Origin of the sequence: Halomonas sp. AOP13-D3-9 (assembly GCF_052379125.1) — a bacterium.
Lineage (GTDB): Bacteria > Pseudomonadota > Gammaproteobacteria > Pseudomonadales > Halomonadaceae > Vreelandella.
The window spans coordinates 26,019-43,215 of sequence record NZ_JBQSYH010000029.1; the positions used below are offsets into that span (position 1 = coordinate 26,019).

The 17,197-nt window shown below is 51.4% G+C and carries 20 protein-coding genes; 8 read left to right on the forward strand and 12 right to left on the reverse strand.

All coding sequences use genetic code 11. The annotated features are described in order from the left end of the window. Positions 1-22: 22 nt before the first annotated feature. Entirely contained in the window at positions 23-352 is a 330-nt protein-coding gene (locus tag ACT3UM_RS23320) for a hypothetical protein (protein WP_498902392.1), read from the forward strand. Positions 353-749: 397 nt separating this feature from the next. Further along, a complete protein-coding gene (locus ACT3UM_RS23325; RefSeq protein WP_498902393.1) occupies positions 750-1,058 on the forward strand; it encodes a hypothetical protein in 309 nt (102 codons plus the stop codon). A gap of 185 nt (positions 1,059-1,243) precedes the next feature. On the opposite strand, the gene ACT3UM_RS23330 is transcribed toward ACT3UM_RS23325, so the two are convergent. Beyond that, a complete protein-coding gene (locus tag ACT3UM_RS23330) occupies positions 1,244-1,978 on the reverse strand; it encodes an SDR family oxidoreductase (RefSeq protein WP_498902394.1) in 735 nt (244 codons plus the stop codon). Positions 1,979-2,177: 199 nt separating this feature from the next. Between ACT3UM_RS23330 and ACT3UM_RS23335 the strand changes: the two genes are divergently transcribed. Beyond that, positions 2,178-3,113 carry an AraC family transcriptional regulator gene (locus ACT3UM_RS23335; protein ID WP_498902395.1) on the forward strand — a complete coding sequence of 312 codons (936 nt, stop codon included), beginning with the start codon at positions 2,178-2,180 and terminating at the stop codon, positions 3,111-3,113. A gap of 30 nt (positions 3,114-3,143) precedes the next feature. On the opposite strand, the gene ACT3UM_RS23340 is transcribed toward ACT3UM_RS23335, so the two are convergent. From ACT3UM_RS23340 to ACT3UM_RS23350, 3 genes are all read right to left on the reverse strand, one after another. Further along, entirely contained in the window at positions 3,144-4,094 is a 951-nt protein-coding gene (locus tag ACT3UM_RS23340) for a DUF808 domain-containing protein (protein ID WP_498902396.1), read from the reverse strand. A gap of 250 nt (positions 4,095-4,344) precedes the next feature. Continuing rightward, positions 4,345-4,527, reverse strand: a complete 183-nt coding sequence (locus ACT3UM_RS23345; RefSeq protein WP_498902397.1) for a hypothetical protein — start codon at positions 4,525-4,527, stop codon at positions 4,345-4,347. 67 nt (positions 4,528-4,594) lie between these two features. Beyond that, entirely contained in the window at positions 4,595-5,608 is a 1,014-nt protein-coding gene (locus tag ACT3UM_RS23350) for an AraC family transcriptional regulator (protein ID WP_498902398.1), read from the reverse strand. An 80-nt stretch (positions 5,609-5,688) separates the two neighbouring features. Here ACT3UM_RS23350 and ACT3UM_RS23355 point away from each other — a divergent pair, with 80 nt between their 5' ends. Continuing rightward, positions 5,689-6,921 (forward strand): MFS transporter, encoded by a 1,233-nt coding sequence (locus ACT3UM_RS23355; RefSeq protein ID WP_498902399.1) that lies wholly within the window; start codon positions 5,689-5,691, stop codon positions 6,919-6,921. A gap of 248 nt (positions 6,922-7,169) precedes the next feature. Here the strand turns inward: ACT3UM_RS23355 and ACT3UM_RS23360 are convergent, their stop codons facing one another. The 4 genes from ACT3UM_RS23360 to ACT3UM_RS23375 form a co-directional block, all read right to left on the reverse strand. Beyond that, positions 7,170-7,991 carry a type IV toxin-antitoxin system AbiEi family antitoxin domain-containing protein gene (locus tag ACT3UM_RS23360; protein WP_498902400.1) on the reverse strand — a complete coding sequence of 274 codons (822 nt, stop codon included), beginning with the start codon at positions 7,989-7,991 and terminating at the stop codon, positions 7,170-7,172. 143 nt (positions 7,992-8,134) lie between these two features. After that, positions 8,135-8,317, reverse strand: coding sequence for a hypothetical protein (locus ACT3UM_RS23365; protein WP_498902401.1), 183 nt, complete (start codon positions 8,315-8,317; stop codon positions 8,135-8,137). A 34-nt stretch (positions 8,318-8,351) separates the two neighbouring features. Further along, positions 8,352-8,876 carry a helix-turn-helix transcriptional regulator gene (locus ACT3UM_RS23370; protein WP_498902402.1) on the reverse strand — a complete coding sequence of 175 codons (525 nt, stop codon included), beginning with the start codon at positions 8,874-8,876 and terminating at the stop codon, positions 8,352-8,354. Positions 8,877-9,186: 310 nt separating this feature from the next. Beyond that, entirely contained in the window at positions 9,187-9,552 is a 366-nt protein-coding gene (locus tag ACT3UM_RS23375) for an RpnC/YadD family protein (protein WP_498902403.1), read from the reverse strand. Between the two features lie 222 nt (positions 9,553-9,774). Here ACT3UM_RS23375 and ACT3UM_RS23380 point away from each other — a divergent pair, with 222 nt between their 5' ends. Genes ACT3UM_RS23380 through ACT3UM_RS23390 form a run of 3 tightly spaced genes read left to right on the forward strand, consistent with a single transcriptional unit; the run spans position 9,775 to position 11,304 of the window. After that, complete coding sequence (locus ACT3UM_RS23380; protein ID WP_498902404.1) at positions 9,775-10,044, forward strand: hypothetical protein; 270 nt, start codon at positions 9,775-9,777, stop codon at positions 10,042-10,044. 26 nt (positions 10,045-10,070) lie between these two features. Then, positions 10,071-10,286, forward strand: coding sequence for a hypothetical protein (locus ACT3UM_RS23385; protein WP_498902405.1), 216 nt, complete (start codon positions 10,071-10,073; stop codon positions 10,284-10,286). 1 nt (position 10,287) lies between these two features. Further along, positions 10,288-11,304, forward strand: coding sequence for a virulence RhuM family protein (locus ACT3UM_RS23390; RefSeq protein ID WP_498902406.1), 1,017 nt, complete (start codon positions 10,288-10,290; stop codon positions 11,302-11,304). A gap of 327 nt (positions 11,305-11,631) precedes the next feature. Here ACT3UM_RS23390 and ACT3UM_RS23395 read toward each other — a convergent pair whose 3' ends face one another. Both ACT3UM_RS23395 and ACT3UM_RS23400 read right to left on the reverse strand, forming a co-directional pair. Continuing rightward, entirely contained in the window at positions 11,632-11,988 is a 357-nt protein-coding gene (locus ACT3UM_RS23395; protein WP_498902407.1) for a hypothetical protein, read from the reverse strand. Then, positions 11,988-12,896, reverse strand: coding sequence for a LysR substrate-binding domain-containing protein (locus tag ACT3UM_RS23400; protein WP_498902408.1), 909 nt, complete (start codon positions 12,894-12,896; stop codon positions 11,988-11,990). The genes ACT3UM_RS23395 and ACT3UM_RS23400 overlap by 1 nt, the downstream gene beginning before the upstream one ends. Positions 12,897-12,989: 93 nt before the next feature. On the opposite strand from ACT3UM_RS23400, the gene ACT3UM_RS23405 reads away from it, so the two are divergent. Next, complete coding sequence (locus ACT3UM_RS23405; protein WP_498902409.1) at positions 12,990-13,910, forward strand: DMT family transporter; 921 nt, start codon at positions 12,990-12,992, stop codon at positions 13,908-13,910. 656 nt (positions 13,911-14,566) lie between these two features. Here the strand turns inward: ACT3UM_RS23405 and ACT3UM_RS23410 are convergent. Together ACT3UM_RS23410 and ACT3UM_RS23415 are read right to left on the reverse strand one after the other, a co-directional pair. Beyond that, positions 14,567-16,156, reverse strand: coding sequence for an SAVED domain-containing protein (locus ACT3UM_RS23410; RefSeq protein WP_498902410.1), 1,590 nt, complete (start codon positions 16,154-16,156; stop codon positions 14,567-14,569). 177 nt (positions 16,157-16,333) lie between these two features. After that, positions 16,334-17,197 (reverse strand): Mov34/MPN/PAD-1 family protein (locus tag ACT3UM_RS23415; RefSeq protein ID WP_498902411.1); only part of this gene is annotated, 864 nt, incomplete at its 5' end.

Here is a 17,197-nt window from a genome sequence, read left to right on the forward strand (position 1 = left end):
ACTGGATGCAAAAGGCAAGCATTTGAATACTGCTTTTCAGATGTACGTACACTTTGAGGATACTTTGAAACCGCAAAGCGATGCCTGGATAACTAATCCCATGAAGAACACTCCCGCACCAATTGCTGACATATTTGGTCAAGAGGCTGCTTTTGTGGCCAAAAGACAATCAGATTATGGTCACACCGGCTTCTTTGCTGAGCGGGTACTACTGATCCGCCAAAACGGCTATTCATTACTGACTATGAACCATTGCATCAGGTTATTTCATGGCATGGGGAATGTCTGCCATCCTCAGCAACCAAATACAGAAAGGGCAGCCACTTGGACTGCCCTTTCGTTTTATGTGTGAAGCGGGAATACGTAAATGAAAGCACGGATCAGCGCTGACCTTCAGTACGCAGCTTTGCCACTTCACCTAGCGCCAAGCCTATCGCTTCAGCAATCTGCTCATCACTCAACACCTCACGCAGCCAACCCAATAATACCTCGCTGCCTGGGCGCTGAGGTGCGCCTTGACATGTGTATAGGGCAATAGCATCGTGCTGGGGCGATGGGTGTCCGGAATCAGTGAACCACTACATAAAGCAGTTTAGTGCCGTAAGGTTGGCGCGGATCCTTATGTAAACCAACTACTCGCCAACCAATGAAATTGGGTGGGCAAAAAGCTATTATCCAGCTAAAGAATTTTTTTGCCGCTAATTTTTCGGCTGCATCATGCGCGTTTATATCCTCTCACTGGACACTCTATGCATAACCTATGGATTCCCGTCGTCGCCATTTTCGTCGTTGCTGGCCTGGTGTTCGGTAGCCAGGCCTATTCCGAGGCCCAGCGTGATGCCCACATCGCCGCGACGATAGCTGAACGCCTCGACAGTCAGGCACCGGCCGAAATCTCCCACTTGACGCAAGTCAACAAGGGCTATGGGGTGTGCGGCGACTATGAGCTTTCACGCGCCGAGTCCGGTCGCTTCTACTACAACCACGCCACCAAGCGCCTGGCGTTGGGCACCGATGCCCCGCTGTATCACGACAACTGCGGGGGCGTCTCTGAATGACCCCTTAGCACCAGTTCACGAACTTTTAAGCAGTAACGTGATTGCGCCCAAACCCCATTACCCTTCTAACGGAGCGCTTTTCTGTGCAGTTGCCGATTACCCCAAGCAAGCTGCCAGATCGTAGGCGAACCGCCTTCTTATCAGGGGCGCAGCCTTCGCTTTTGTCGCTGCTTTAGTGGCCCTTTTTAGCCCTCGAAACTTCCCCCATATTCTCTCGGGACGAGATCAGTCTCTTCGTCGCCCATCCTGATAAGGTTGACGATCATTTGCGCGACCAATGACGGAGGGTGAGCTATCGAAGTTGCCTCCACCTCTTGCGCCTGTGCCGTGCTCAGGCCTGATTTCACCGAGCCATAGAACTCGGTCGCGGTCATGAAGGGGTGTATCAACGAGACGGTGATGCCAGCATCCGCCAGTTCAAGCCGTGCAACTTTCGAGATCATGTTAAGTGCTGACTTTGAGCTCGTATAAGCTGCCACACCTGGGTAAGTTGCTAAAGTCGCACCCGAGCTAACATTGACGATGCATCCGCCTCCTTGTTTGCGCATAAGAGGAATCACCGCTTGCATCATAATCAGAGGGGCAACTGTATTGAGATTTAGTAGCCCCCGAAAATCTTCAATGTCGATGTCTTCAATCGTGGCATATAGCCCCTGTCCCGCATTGTTGACCAAGACATCGATACGACCATATCGCTCCTGCGCGATCTGGACAGCTTTTTGAACCTCGGCTGGGCTGGTGACGTCGCAGGGTAAGGCAAGAACATCATTTCCCAGTTCTAACGCCAAGTCGTCGAGCCGGTCTTGACGTCTCGCCAACAACAAAGCACGCGCGCCAGCTTGAACGACCGCACGTGCTATCGCTTCACCAATACCGGATGAAGCCCCCGTCACGAGGACGACCGAATTTTTAAGCTCCATAGCGCATTCCCTTTCTAAAGACGTGACGTTGTGAAAATAAACAGAACTGAAACGCTAGAGCGTCCCTTAAAGAGTCCAACTGAACCGTCAATATTTATAACAGGGCGCCTAAACGGTGGCGTGTCTATTCCAGCCTATAAATTGCACATTCCTGCTTAATTCATGGATGTGCCATGCAAGCCATGCTAGAAGTAATGACATGAATAATTCGATTGAAAAACTCAGATCTCTGGTAGAAAAACGTGCGAAATCCGTGCTTACCCAGACTCACATCCCGCGTTTGGATATTCTCCGGGTTTGCGAACCGACCGAGCTTTTTCCAGAGATCTATCAGCCCCTGATTAGCCTGATCCTGCAAGGTAGCAAGAAGATTGTCATCGGAGATCAAGTCGTCAACTATCAGGCAGGCCAAAGCTTTATTACATCCGTCGAGCTGCCAGTGATTGGGGAAGTCGTAGAATCGAGTCCGACCACGCCCTACTTGGCTTTGCGCCTATCGCTCGACCGTGCTTTAGTCACAGAGATATTGTGTAAGGTTGATAGTCCTTTAAGCATGTCTGAGACGAGAGGTTTCTGCATCGACCGAGTGAGTGACGATCTGGCTGATGCTTGGTACAGGATGGTTCGCCTTACTGATCATCCGGAGGATATCGCCTTAATCGCGCCTCTCATTGAGCGCGAGATCCTGTATCGAATGCTGCGCGGCCCACAAGGTGCGGTGCTAAGACAAATAGCAGGCATCGATGATCGTTTTTTCCAAATCAGAAGTGCGATCACATGGATTCGCAAAAACTACGCAGCGGCATTCCGAGTTGAGGAGCTTGCGGCGACAGTGAATATGAGCCCTTCGGCTTTTCATCGACGTTTCAAGGCGACGGTTAGCTTGTCGCCCCTTCAGTATCAAAAGCAGATCAGACTCTATGAAGCGCGCAGAATGCTCTTCACTGAATCTGGTGGTGTCACCGCCGTCGCTTTATCGGTTGGCTATGAGAGCCTGTCACAATTCAGCCGAGAATATGCTCGGCTGTTTGGCGCGCCCCCTGCGCGCGACATAAGAACACTGCGCCAAGATCCACGAGGGAGGCAGCCAACAGAGTTCACTGACCCCGTCACTTTCAGCACGCTGAGCCGTTAAAAAGCACCACCGGAAACACCGACGTAAACCTTAGTCGACATGCGCCTTCTTATTAGGAACGAGGTGCAACGCCCCCACCACCACCGAGCCCACCAAAAAGCCAATCACCGCAGAGCACAGCGTATTGAAGCTCCAGCCCAGCGTGCCGCCCAAGGCACCGGTTGCCTCACTAATGCCATGCTCGATGTGGTGTACCCATTCATAGGGCGCGTTAAACCAACCCGTGCCATCGGCCCCCAGATTGGCCATCAGGATATGCCCACCCACCCAGAGCATCGCGACGGTGCCCACCACCGAGATGGTCGCTAGCACCTTGGGCATGGCTGTCACCAGACCACGGCCCAGTGTCTGTATTCCCGAATTATCCCGCTGAGCGAGCCTCAGGCCGATATCATCCATTCTGACCAACAGCGCCACCACGCCATACACCAGTATAGTGATGACAAACGCGACCACTACCAGGCTCACCATCTGCGACCAGAACCCTTGATGGGAAACGGTTGAAAGTGCGATCACCATGATTTCGGCGGACAGAATCAGGTCGGTACGAATGGCACCACTCACGATCTTTTTCTCGGCTTCCGGCCCCTTTTCTACCGCGGGTTTGTCGTCGTCATGCTGGCCAGAGAGCTTGTGCCACACCTTCTCAGCGCCTTCAAAGGCCAGGTAGGTGCCACCTACCATCAGGATGATCGGCAATAGCGCGGGCAAAAAGTGATTCAGTAGCAGCGCCACCGGCAGTATAAAAATCAGCTTGTTGCGAATCGACCCCAGCGCGATCTTCTTCACAATCGCCAGTTCCCGCTCCGCTGTCACTCCTTGCAAATATTGCGGCGTCACCGCTGTATCATCCACCACCACCCCGGCCGCCTTCGCCGTCGCACGCCCCGCGGCGGCACTCACATCGTCCAGTGATGCTGCGGACAACTTCGCCAATGCGGCAATGTCATCCAGTAATCCTATCAAGCCGCCTATGGCCATGGGTTCTTCCTCCGTGAATAACAGGTGCTGATAGTAACGCACATAGCTACTGAGTTACCTGCAAATGGATTTGAGACACTGCTTAAACACCTTGCTCAAGGGGCTGAACAAGTAAGAACCGGAGATTTCGTGGACGTTTTTTCGATGAATACATTAATCGGATAGAGAAATGTACTACAAAGTAAAGGACTGTCACTTGGAATGCCCTTCCGTTCTATAAGTGAATCGGGAATACGGAAATTAAAGCAGATTAGCACTTACCTTCAGTGCGCAGCTTCGCCACTCCATCTAGTGCCAGACCTGTCGCTTCAGCAATCTGCTCATCACTCAGCACTCCCAGCTTAAGCAGATTACGGGCTGTTTTCTCAATACCCAGCTTTTCGCCTTTCTCGCGTTCTTGCTGCGCCCAGTTTTCCAAATTTTCTGCCAACATGTCTTTATCCTCCACCAAACGGCTGATCTGACTGACCGTCGAGCTACACCACGATCACCCGCCACCACTACCGGTCTAGGCGTGCCACGCTTAAACCGGGCGCTTGACCGTGTCTCAACTTTCCCGGCGTCTGCCCAGTCGACCGCTTGAAAGCGCGACTAAAGGCGGCCTGAGAGCCGTAGCCCAGGCGCCAGGCGATCTGATCAATGGATAGCTGCCGCTCGGCAATCCATCTCGTGGCCAAGCGCATACGCAGTTGGGTGACATAGCCGAGCGGCGAGATACCCAGTGAGCTGCGGAAGCGTTCGGCGAACACCGAGCGAGAGCTGCCCGCCTCCGCCGCCATGGTGGCCACTGTCCAGTCACGCCCGGGCTCGCGGTGGACAGCGGCGATGACTTTACCCAGACGCGGATCGCGCAGCGCCTCGACCCAGCCACCGATATCACCGCAGCCACACTCAACCCAGCCTCGCACGATGCTGGCGGCTACCACATCCGCCAACCGGGAGAGAATGCCAGCAGAACCGGCCCGTTTGAGACTCGCTTCACGCGCCATCGCTTCCAGCATCGGCAACACCTCCGGATAGCGCGACAGCAGCGTCCCCACATGCATGACGTCAGGCATCATCGAGACCAGCGGTTGCATACCGCCGAGATCGAACTGCATGAAGCCGCTGAATAGACGCACCGATGGAGCGCCATCTGCAGTGTCCGGGCACTCGTTGACGCAACTAAAGTTATCACACACCGGCAGTGAGTCGATCTGTTCGATGTCGCGACTCATCACCTCGGGCGAAGAAAGCAGGCAGTGCTGGCCACCGCGAGGCAGGAGTATGGCATCGCCGGTCTCCAGCATCTGTTCCTCGCCGCCAAGCCGCAGGATGACAGCCCCCCGGGCGATAAAGTGAAATTGCGCACAGTTGGCGTCGGTCTCGAAATGAATGCCAAAGGGCGGCGCTACCTGGACATGCCGATAGCTCAACCCGGACAAGCGCATGCCAAGCAACAATTCGTTGATCCATTCGCTGGAGCTGATCTCAGAGCCAACAGTGGCGAAACTTTCGGACGTTTTATCAAACATACCGTACTCATAGTGATAGAGGGTCTTGAGCTAATACTTTAACCTACGCGTCATCCCAAGTCTTAATCGGAAGTATCGAAATGACGACATACGAACCTCAACATTCGACACACGAGTCGCAGACCCCATCGCGCTGGATCGCCGTGTTTTCGCTGACGATGGGCGTGTTCAGCCTAGTGATGGCTGAATTTCTGCCGGCCAGTCTGCTAACGCCGATGGCGGATTCGCTGATGATCAGCGCAGGGCAGGCCGGACAGGCCGTCACGGTCACCGCGGTGGTGGCGCTGCTCGCCAGCTTACTGGTGACCTCCGTCACACAGCGACTCGACCGTCGCCACGTGCTGCTGGCGCTCTCCGTGCTGATGATCGCCGCCAACCTGATCGTCGCATTCGCGCCGCATCTAGCCTGGTTGCTGGTCGGGCGGGTACTGCTCGGGGTAGCGCTGGGCGGGTTCTGGGCGCTCTCTGCCGCCACGGTCATGCGGCTGGTGTCGGAACATGACGTGCCGCGCGCGCTGTCGTTGCTGTTCACTGGCGTGCCCATTGCCACCATCAGCGCCGCCGCGTTGGGCAGCTATCTCGGCGACATGATCGGCTGGCGCAATGTTTTTCTGCTGGCGACAGCGCTCTCGGTGCTGACGCTGGTGCTGCAGTACTTCACTCTGCCGCGGATGGCACCCGGACGCCCGACGCCGCTCGGCACGCTGGTGAGCGTCATCAAGCGGCCGGGCATGGCGGTCGGCATCGTCGCCATTCTGCTGGTGTTCTGCGGCCATTTCGCCTTCTTTACCTATATTCGTCCGTTTCTCGAAGGCGTATCCCGGATGGGTATCAACGAGCTCTCTTCGACCCTGTTGGCGTTCGGTGTCGCGAACTTTGTCGGCACGCTAGCGGCGGGTTACCTGCTGGAGCGTAGCCTGCGCCTGACGCTGCTGCTGATGCCGCTGATCATGGGGGTACTGGGCTGGTTGCTGGCCACACTGGGCGGTTACTCGATGGGCACCGATATCTTCATGGTGGCGCTGTGGGGCTTCGCCTTCGGCGCTGTACCGGTCGCCTGGTCGACCTGGATCACCCGTGTCGTGCCGGATGAAGCCGAAAGCGGCGGTGGTCTCATCGTCGCCTCGATCCAGCTGGCGATCGCGCTGGGCGCCGCCGTCGGTGGCGTGATGTTCGATATCAGCGGCGTGCTTGGTGTGTGCGCGACGGCCGGCACGCTATTGCTGGCCGCTGCCGCCCTGGTGCTCGTCGGCGTGAAAACGCGGCCTACTGTCTCTACCGATGGCGATGCCGTCGCGGCGGCCTGTCAGTAAAGAAGGGAAACTTTCGCCAGCCGTGAAAAACAGCCACGGTCGATGGCCATTCCGGGCGACATCAAGCAGGAGAGGGGAGTCGCCTCCCCTCCTCCTCTCACACCACCGAACATCGAAGCGGTGGATCGGCGATTCATGAAAAGTAAAGGCTCTCAATCTAATTACTGATAGCAAAGCCGCGTCAACACTTGTTCTAATTGAAGACTACCTGCCCGACGCTTATCCTCGAAACGCTTGCGATGTAGCGTTTATCCCAAGTGCTCATCCAAGTCCCTCGGTAACGTGATCTGATAAGTCGGGTATAGACGACCACCGGGCACCAGAACGCGTTTACCGCTGCCGAGATCCACCCCATCTAACGAGATTCGTTTTAGCCATGCATGCTGGTACCGATCCGCCAAGGTGAGAAACAGTCGCTTTGCCTTGATGCTGCTGCAATGGCGCAACAACGCTGTCACGCGCTTTGGGCTCAATGTTGTCAAACTTTGCATTAACGTATCGGCTCCATAGACCAACGCCGCGCCGGAGGTGCCATTGCACAGTTCCAGAATCGCGCGCTCCGGCGTAGAACAAACGATAGTTCCTGCACCAGAAAGCACCTCTTGCCGCTTAAGGCCCTGCTCAAGTAGCTGATCCTTCTGCGTATCCACAGTGAAATCAGACAACGGCCAGTCAAAGGGAGGCTTGCCGCAGAACTCAAATCGATCAGGCATAGCCAACTGGCTAAGCCAACCAGGCGGTCGAGTAGACCCGTAAAGCGTTACCGTGGCAGCTTCGCCGAGCCGCAGGTAGTGTTCATACCCTTGCATTGCCAACGCGAAGCGCCCGCCGACGTATAACGCCAAGCTCTCCCGCTCTTGCAGGCTTCGCACTACGCCCTGCCACTGCAGCCGCCCTCCCTTTCTCAGATAGACGCCACGCGCCGGAGACACCAGCCAACCGCTGGCGACATAGCGCGCCACAAGGCTTCTCGAATAGCCATGCGCCTGCAGCCAGCGGCTGGAGACTAAATCCGTGTCTCCGAGATTGGCTAGCAACCGGTTTAATTTTAACGGTTTTTGCTCACTCATAGTGAACATAATACGGATTTCAAAAACGCCGTCTAGTAATTACGGGGTTTACCTAAAAGACTTTTTGATCACTATACGTGAGCCTATTAGCTATATCCTGAACTCGCTACTGATTCACGTCAAACGGCTATTCATTACTGAATCTAAACCACTTCACCTAACGCCAAGCCTGTCGCTTCAGAAATTTGCTCATCACTAAGCACACCCAGCTTGAGCAGATTACGGGCTGTTTTCTCAATACCCAGCTTCTCGCCTTTCACAATACCTAGCTTCTCGCCTTCCTGACGCTCTTGCTGAGCCCAATTTTCCAAATTTTCTGCCAACATGTCTTTATCCTCCATCAAACTGTTGCGCTGTTGGCTACGCGGTCAGCAATTCCATTTCCTCGCGGCTACGAACCGGATGGCGGATTGCCTCTTTGGCTATATTCACTTCCAATGCCATTTTCGCAGTCTCCAGCACAGCAGCATCAATTTGGTAGCCCCCTCGGGTCATCAGCCAGTAAAGCACCTCCGCCAGGTGCCAGATTGAGGCACTACCTTCGTGAACCGGCACAGGAAAAGTCGCTCGATGGGTAAGCATCAACTTCCGCATTGCCTGACGGGAAACACCCACAACGTCTGCGACATCCGTCAGGCCAACAAGATCCGGCGAAGCCTCGATCAGCCGCGCGGAAGGGATCGCTTTTTTTACGTCAACCAGGGCAGTGCGAACCGCTTCCGCGGCGCTGCCCGCTTCACGAGAGAATTCCAGCGCCAAGCGGCCCGGCTGCCCCACGCCCACCAGCGCATCATCGCAACCGGCCGTGCCCAAACGCTCCACCAGCGCATCTAGGTCGGAGTCACTATCAGCCAGTTGGTATTTCAGCGTAAAAACATATTCCATTCTTCAACCCTCCGGCTCCGCTTTGTCTCGACGCTTGTGGGTCGAGCACTTGTCCACCACTCTCCGAATTGCCCGGGCGTGGCTGCCGGGATTTTTCGGTGTACTCCACACGCTCGCGATACAAAACTCACCGCAGCGGCATTCATCATCATTATCGGGACAGTAAAACTTGCCCCAGGCGTGACTACCGCCGACTTCAACTCGCCAGCCCTCCGCTTCCGCATGTTTGAGGGCAGTTTCGATCTCTTTTTTCGGATGTGCTGGACGAGTCATTATTTGCCTCTGAGTATGAAGCCCTCCTAAATGGTTGTCAATTGACAACCATTGAGGCAGCAATTTGCTCATCACTAAGCACACCCAGCTTGAGCAGATTACGGGCTGTTTTCTCAATACCCAGCTTTTCGCCTTTCTCAATACCCAGCTTCTCGCCTTCCTGACGCTCTTGCTGAGCCCAATTTTCCAAATTTTCTGCCAACATGTCTTTATCCTCCACCAAACTGTTGAGCTGATTGAGGTCGACCTCAGCCCCGAGCCGCTGCAAGTGGCGTTTAAGCCAGCGGGTAATAATCTTATCTATACGTTCTTTATGAAGATCGGCCTGGATAATCGCCACAATACGATCCACAGCTTGCTGCAGCCCCTGGCGATTTGTGGAAGCCTTCGTGATACTGACCACACCATGTCCTCAATTTTTCTTCGAACAATGCAGGCCAAAGAACAGACTCATCCCACCTATTCAGATCATTTTATGAGCCAATTATGGTTTATATTTGGCTCATAATATAGCCGCGCACTAATTGAAATTTGGCAGAATAGACTCAATAGTCGAAAAAAACTTGATGCAGCTATTGCTGGAGGGCATGCGTAGAGTTAAAACCAACATTGAAGAGGCAATTAGATGGCCAAAAAACTCACCCCGTTTGTTATTGCCTATGATTTTGATGGTATTTTAGCTCCTGGTAATATGCAGGAGCACAACTTTATGCCTGCATTACGTGTCAAGCCTAGTGAATTTTGGCAGGATGCCAAGCGCATAGCCAAAGAGCAGGATGCTGATGAAATCCTGTCTTATATAAGGGTAGTCTCGACGTACACGACAACTCGATCATTAATAAATTTGTCGAACCTGATAACCGCCCAGTCCCCTTCCAAAACATGCTATTTATAGGTGACGGCGAAACTGACATTCCCAGCATGCGCTTGGTGAAAGATCAGGGCGGCCACTCGATTGCGGTCTATCCTGCAAACAAGCGTGGTGCAAAGGGAAAAGCCAAACAACTTGTTGATGAACGGCGCGCAAATCTAGCAACTTTAGCCGATTACACAGCAGACTCAGCCATAGATCGCGCAGTTAAGGCAATGATCGACAAAGTGGTTGCCCAGCGTGAGATTACCGGAGCAGGGAGCTAAGATGGCCGACAACGACCTGATTCTCTACACCACCGACGATGGTGAAGCTCAACTGGTGCTTCGCGAAATAGGTGGCCAAGTGTGGCTGACCCAGCTAGAAATGGCAGACCTATACCAATCAAGCAAACAGAATATCGGCAAACATGTGAAAGCGGTTTTGTCAGAAGGTGAGCTCGCTGAGGAGGCAGTTGTAAACCGCAAGTTTACAACTGCCGCAGATGGCAAGGAGTATCTGACATTGCTCTATGCCTTGCCTATGGTCATTGCCGTAGGCTACCGCGTTCGTTCACCCCGCGGTACCCAATTTCGAAAGTGGGCGACACGAACTCTCGCAGAATACATCACCAAAGGCTTTGTCATGGACGATGAGCGGTTGAAAAGCCCGCCCGTTGGCCACTCTACAGCGCCAGATTACTTCGATGAGATGCTGGAGCGGATTCGCGATATCCGGGCTAGCGAACGCCGGGTCTATCTGCGTATACGTGAAATTTTCGCCCTTGCAGCAGATTATGAACCATCGTTGAAAGAAACCACTAAGTTCTTTCAAACCATACAGAACAAGCTGCATTACGCCTGTTCTGGCCATACAGCTGCAGAGCTCATCTATTACAGGTCAGATGCCACAAAACCCAATATGGGTCTCACCCATTTAAAAGGAGCCGAGGTACGCAAGCAGGATGTCACTACTGCCAAGAATTACCTGAGTGAAAACGAAATTCGCGAACTTAACCGTATCGTCAGCATGTGGCTGGATTTTGCAGAAGATCAAGCCAGCCGCCGCAAACAGGTATTTCTAAATGACTGGCAGCAAAAGCTCGATCAATTCCTGCAATTTAATGACCGCGATGTACTGACCAATGCGGGCAGTATGAGTAAGAAAGATGCCGATGCCAAAGCGCTAGTCGAGTACGAACGCTATGCACAACAGAGGCGCATTGTTAAAGAAGTGAAAGGCGAGCAAGATATTGCCGAACTACTAAATTGGCGGCCACCGAAAAAGAACAAAAATAATGAATGAGAAACAAATGCTAAAAGGGAGCCAACAAGGCGTAATAAGGAGCGTGCTCAAAACCCCCAAGAGTTACTTACCCACGGGATTCGGCGACTGCCGTTTAGGCCAAAAGGAAATCAGGTTGCCACTAGCTTGTTTTGCTAAGCGCGCACTTCTGATTCACGTCAAACAGCTATTCACTACTGAATATGAACCACTGCATCAGGTTCTTTCGTGGCATGGGGAATGTCTGCCATCCTCAGCAGCCACATACAGAAAGGGCCGTCACTTGTGGACTGCCCTTTCGTTTAATGTGTAAATCGGGAATACGGAAATGAAAGCAAAGATCAGCGCTTACCCCTCAATGCGCAGCTTAGCCACTTCATCTAACGCCAAGCCGGTCGCTTCAGCAATTTGCTCATCACTAAGCACACCCAGCTTGAGCAGATTACGGGCTGTTTTCTCAATACCCAGCTTTTCGCCTTTCTCAATACCCAGCTTCTCGCCTTTCACAATACCTAGCTTCTCGCCTTCCTGACGTTCTTGTTGAGCCCAGTTTTCCAAATTTTCTGCCAACATGTCTTTATCCTCCACCAAACTGTTGAGCTGATTGAGGTCGACCTCAGCCCCTAGCCGCTGCAAGTGGCGTTTAAGCCAGCGGGTAATAATCTTGTCGATACGCTCTTTGTGAGCTCGTACAAACCTTAGCATCACTCATCACCCAACACCTCACGCAGCCAACCCAATAACGCTTCGCTGCCTGCGCGTTGGGGTGCGCCCTGGCGTGTGTATAGGGCGATGGCATCGTGCTGGGGCAAGCTCTCGGCCACCGGGCGGATCAGATCGCCATTTTCAATTAATCGTTGTGTTGTGCGCCGCCATCCCAAGGCGATACCGTGCCCCGCAACAGCCGCTTGCAGTAGCAGTGGGTAGCTGTCGAAAACAGCACTCTCCGCTGATGAGAGTTCAAAGTGCCCCATGGCACGCAACCAATCATCCCACTCTAGCCAATCCGCCGGGTCAGCGTGGTGGTGCAGTAGCCGCTGGTTCAGCAAAGCGTTGAGACTCAACGGCGTAGTGGCCCCTTTCAAGTAAGCTGGGCTGCAGACCGGAAATATCTCGTCCTCGGCGGTAAACACCAATCGATGGCTGCCGCTGGGGCGCCCGTTGGTTTGCAGCGCAATGTCGAAGCGGCCACTAAATTCGGTAATCGGCCGTGTCGACGTCGCCAGCTGAATCTCAATTTCAGGGTAGCGACGGTTAAAGTCAGCCAGCTGTGGCATCAGCCAATAGAACGCTTCGCATAACTGGCAGAACAGCACGACGCGCTTATCGTCCGGGTCGCCACGCAGCCCCTGAGCCCCCGTGGCAATACTTTCCAACGCCTGGGAGACCGTACGGCCAAACTCGCGCCCTTCACGGGTAAGAAAAACACTGCGATTACGGCGCTCGAAAAGCATCACGCCAAGATCTTCCTCCAGCGCACGGATCTGTCGGCTGATAGCCGCCTGGGTCAGGTAGAGTTCATCGGCCGCGCGCGAAAAGCTTTCAAGCCTGGCGGCTGCTTCAAAGGGGCGCAGCGTCGCCAGCGGTGGAAGAGACTTGATGAAGTTATCCATAATCTGAGCTCATGCATTGTGACGCAGAAGTCGTTTGAAGCACTGCTAGCGGCAGCGGCATTCTAGAGCGGAATTCAACTCTGGAACGCTGCAATGAAGGCCACCGCTGAACCACAAGATAATATCCTACAGGGCATAAGCCTTATCGTGGGGGCTGTGTTTCTGCTGGCGTTGACCGACGCCCTGGTTAAGCATCTAAGTGCCAGTATGTCGCTATGGCAACTCTATGTCATCGGGTCATCAGTATCGCTGCCGATACTGTTAGCGTTGATCATTGGCCATTCAGGCCCCCGCCCCAAGGTAAAATCACGCCGCTGGGTGGCGATAAGAAGCCTGCTGCTGTTACTGATGTGGATAGCCTACTACACAGCTCTGCCGTTGATTCCGCTTTCGGTGGCAGCGGTCGCCATTTACACCACACCGCTGTTTATTGCCGTGCTGGCTGCTTTTGGGGCAGGCGAGCATCTTTCACGCCAGGCGTGGCTGGGCATCTTCTGCGGATTCCTGGGCGTGGTGGTGGTGTTGCGCCCTGGCGGCGACACCTTCACACCTGCCACACTGCTACCCGTACTTGCCGCCCTCTTTTATGCGCTAGCCATGCTGGTCACACGCCACCACTGCCAAAGAGAACACCCCCTACTTCTCACCCTGGGATTAAATCTAGCCTTCCTGGCAGCAGGCAGTCTCTTCAGTGTATTGGTGGCAATCAACAGCACCGCATCGCTCGCCGAACGCGCACCATTCCTGTTCGCCGGTTGGCAACCGCTAGACGCCACAGCGCTATTGATCGTGAGCGCCTACGCCCTACTGCTGATCATTGTGAATACCGGGGTGGCAAGGGCTTATCAAATTGCCCCTTCGGCTTTGATCGGCACCTTTGATTACGCCTACCTCATCTTTGCCAGCCTTTGGGGCTACCTGCTATTCAGCGAGGTGCCCGATGCTATGACTTGCCTGGGTATGGGCATGATCTTAATCGCGGGGGTGATGGTGTTACGGCAACAGCGGAGCTGACGCCTATTTTCATGATGAACTTCCGAGACATCCTAGGTAGTTGCTTAACCTAGTATCACCGAATAACACTTACTCCGCCTACCGCTTCAGACTCTGGTGCTGTTATGCAAGTGGTTAATTCGGCCGGCTCTAATCCCAGCTGGCGGACCTCACAGAGCCAACATCCCGGAGCTCACCTTCGATTTCGCTGGTACGAATAGCATTCTGGTTCAGTGCATCGACCTCCATCCAGATCGGCCTAACCGTGAACCGTCTCAGTTTTACCCAATACCCGGGCCGCACATCATTTAACGTAGGCCGCAAGGCGGATTCATCCCACTTAAAATGCGTCCAACGTCGCTGTTTCTAGATATACTTGAGCCGATTTCCGCACCTGCTCGAATCAATTTATGATTCGATTATGGGTTATATTAGGCTCATAGATTACTCAAAAAATTGCTTCTGGTGCCCGGTAACGGCATAACGGTGGTATGAGTCCAAGACAGGCAGAGGAAAATTACTAGATTAACTATAAACATGTGGCCAGTTTTACTTGACCACTACATTTTCAACCCTCACAGCCTTAAAGACTATTTTTTCGCATGAAACAAAAAGCAAAAAAAGCCCTACTTACTTTCCATACATTATTAGCCAATTTCAACATGCATTGCTTATCATTAAAAAACAGTTACTTGGCACTTATGAGACTTGCTCTTTAATTTCAGTCGTGGCACCATCGTACTGCTATCAAAATCATAAATGATAACATCTGGGTGGTAAGCATCATAAGCTTGGCCAATAAAAACAGCAGCTGCATTAGAAACGCAAGTGAACAAGTGTATTGTGTTGACATTGCACTCAGATTTAAGCTTGTGTAAAAGAGACTGTAGTTCAGCAGTCAAAGCTTTGCCATCTTCAGGGTGAGAAATTGCTCCATTACCCATAAATTCTTTCGTAGCTCTAATAGTTATGATTTGAGCATTTTTCGCTGCACTTACAGCTTCCGAAGCAGAAATTAAAATTTGCGGCTCGGCAGTTAAAACGATATTCATGATGATATCGGTGTTTTCTTTTAAACTTTCTAGCCCATCAATTTCATAAAAACACCCTACTGCCACATCACTAGGCCAAGACCAGCCCCCTTCTTCCCTAAAACGTAGCATAGGTATAACATTATTTTTATTACCCAACTTAGCACCTAATCCAATAAGTGCAGAAATTGGCCCAAAGCCAAACAAAGCGGCATTGAAGCCGAACCCCCTTATTTGTTGGATTATTTTTTCTGCAGCATTATTAATCAAATCAGGCATCAACCTCCAAAGTATATCTGGCGAGCTACTCAATAAGTCTTCGTTATCACTCAAAATATTTATCTGTTCGTGCACTCTTCGCTTGATTCTGGATAGGCTATTGGCAACCTGAAGATGAGAGGGTGGTGAGACAGTTTGAGAATTTACTGGCCATAGTACGGCGTAAACTGGAATTGGCTGGTATTTAAGACCATTCAGCAAGCTATTAGCAACACTACTAAAATCTTTTTTCATTTCTGATAATATGGAAGCGGTATAGTCACTTGCAGCCACTTTATCTATAAGTCGATGATGCTTGTCACATAGAAGCAAAATATTTTCAGGATCATTTGAAAGCTGACTAGACAGCTCTGTTATTCCTCTGGCACCCTGCTCTGAAGATGAAACGTTATGCGCTAAATAAGCATAATTTCCTGTTGTTCCAGAAATAGTATCGTGATCTAATTTCTCACCGCATCCGGTGAACATGCACCGACTGAAGCTTTCTCTCCAGACTGAATTTTTTGTATCAGCAGTAAAATCTTTTCCTCTGCCTTTTTGCTTCCGGCCATCCTCAAAACGTACAAATAAATCCTTCAACTCCTTGAACTTTATATTAGCACTTTGCCTTTCCGCTCTAGCCCATACACTACCTATTGATTCTAATGTTAACAGGTCTTCCCTTTTTATTTGATAACCTTGAGCACTCCTATAAATAAAAAAATCTTTACCCACAGATAATTTTGATAAACATTTTGCTGTATCATGTGGCTGTAGACACAATCTTAAAGCAGCTACCACACTTTCACTACAAACAAGTAAAATAACAGTATTCCTATTATTCTCATCTGTTAAAACACCTACTCCATCCCAGCTCACTAGCTCTTTAAGATTGGTAAGGTACTGAGAAAAAGCATCTGGCGAATCAATTGGAGAAGCCTCTGTTTGATTAAAAAACTGACTTTCCTTATTATTCATTAAATCACCCTCGATATTATTACCAATAAGTTAGCACATATATTAATATAAACATTAATTTTAAAAATGTAACAACCGATGAAAGCTGTTATTTTAAAATCCATATCTACTATCGTATTCATCACGACAGTAGATAATAGTTATTAGAGCAATTTCTCCAAGTTAACCCTCATACTCCTAAACGATCAATAGCTCAATAACGTCTCCCTTCTCTAAGGTATAAACCGATGTCGTTTTTATACCTACGACAATAAAAAATAGTAAGCGATCAGGGTTGTCCTGCACATGGGTAAGCCAGTCAGTTTTATCAGGGCTTGAAGGACGCGGTACATCTTGAGGGTGAGTATGCCAGGTTCCAACGTAGCCTAACAAACGATCTGATTCAGTATAGGCTTTCTCAATTTCTGCCTGATGAGCCAATGCATCTAGCTTGAATGTCGTCCGAGTTCTTTTATCGGATACTTTTGGAGTAGTAAAGGTATCTATCAGGACTTCATCGACCTGGTTGTAATACCCAACGAGAAGCCCAGCTGACTCTAAAGATGTTGGTTCTTCTTGCCGGTAGGTAGACAATTTCTGATGAAGAGCCTGAGGTAGATGAAGGCGCTTTCCACACATGCTTTGAAAGGTGATGTAATCTTTGGGCTGGCAAACATCACATTGAGGATTCCGTAAAGGCAGCTTTTTCAAAGAGGATGTAAAAATTTGATACCTTTGAGTCAGATTAAGTCCTTCACGCTCTGCATCGGAGCTATCGCCTCTCCAGCTAATCTTCTTTGACTCTGTCAACTTTTTTTCCAGATAACCGACAGCCAGCTCTGCAGCGAGAAGAGCAGTTTGTGTGGAGCTGATTGCGCCATACGGGATAAACATCTCGCCACAACCAGCGTAGTTTTTAACTACATCTTGGTTAGCTTCTATAAAATTGAGGTTGGATGCTAGACCACGCCCCCCACTATTTGGCTCAACATAAGCACATCGCAAACAGCCCGGTTCATTTGGAATATCAAGAACTGCATGACCGCCAATACCATATCCTTC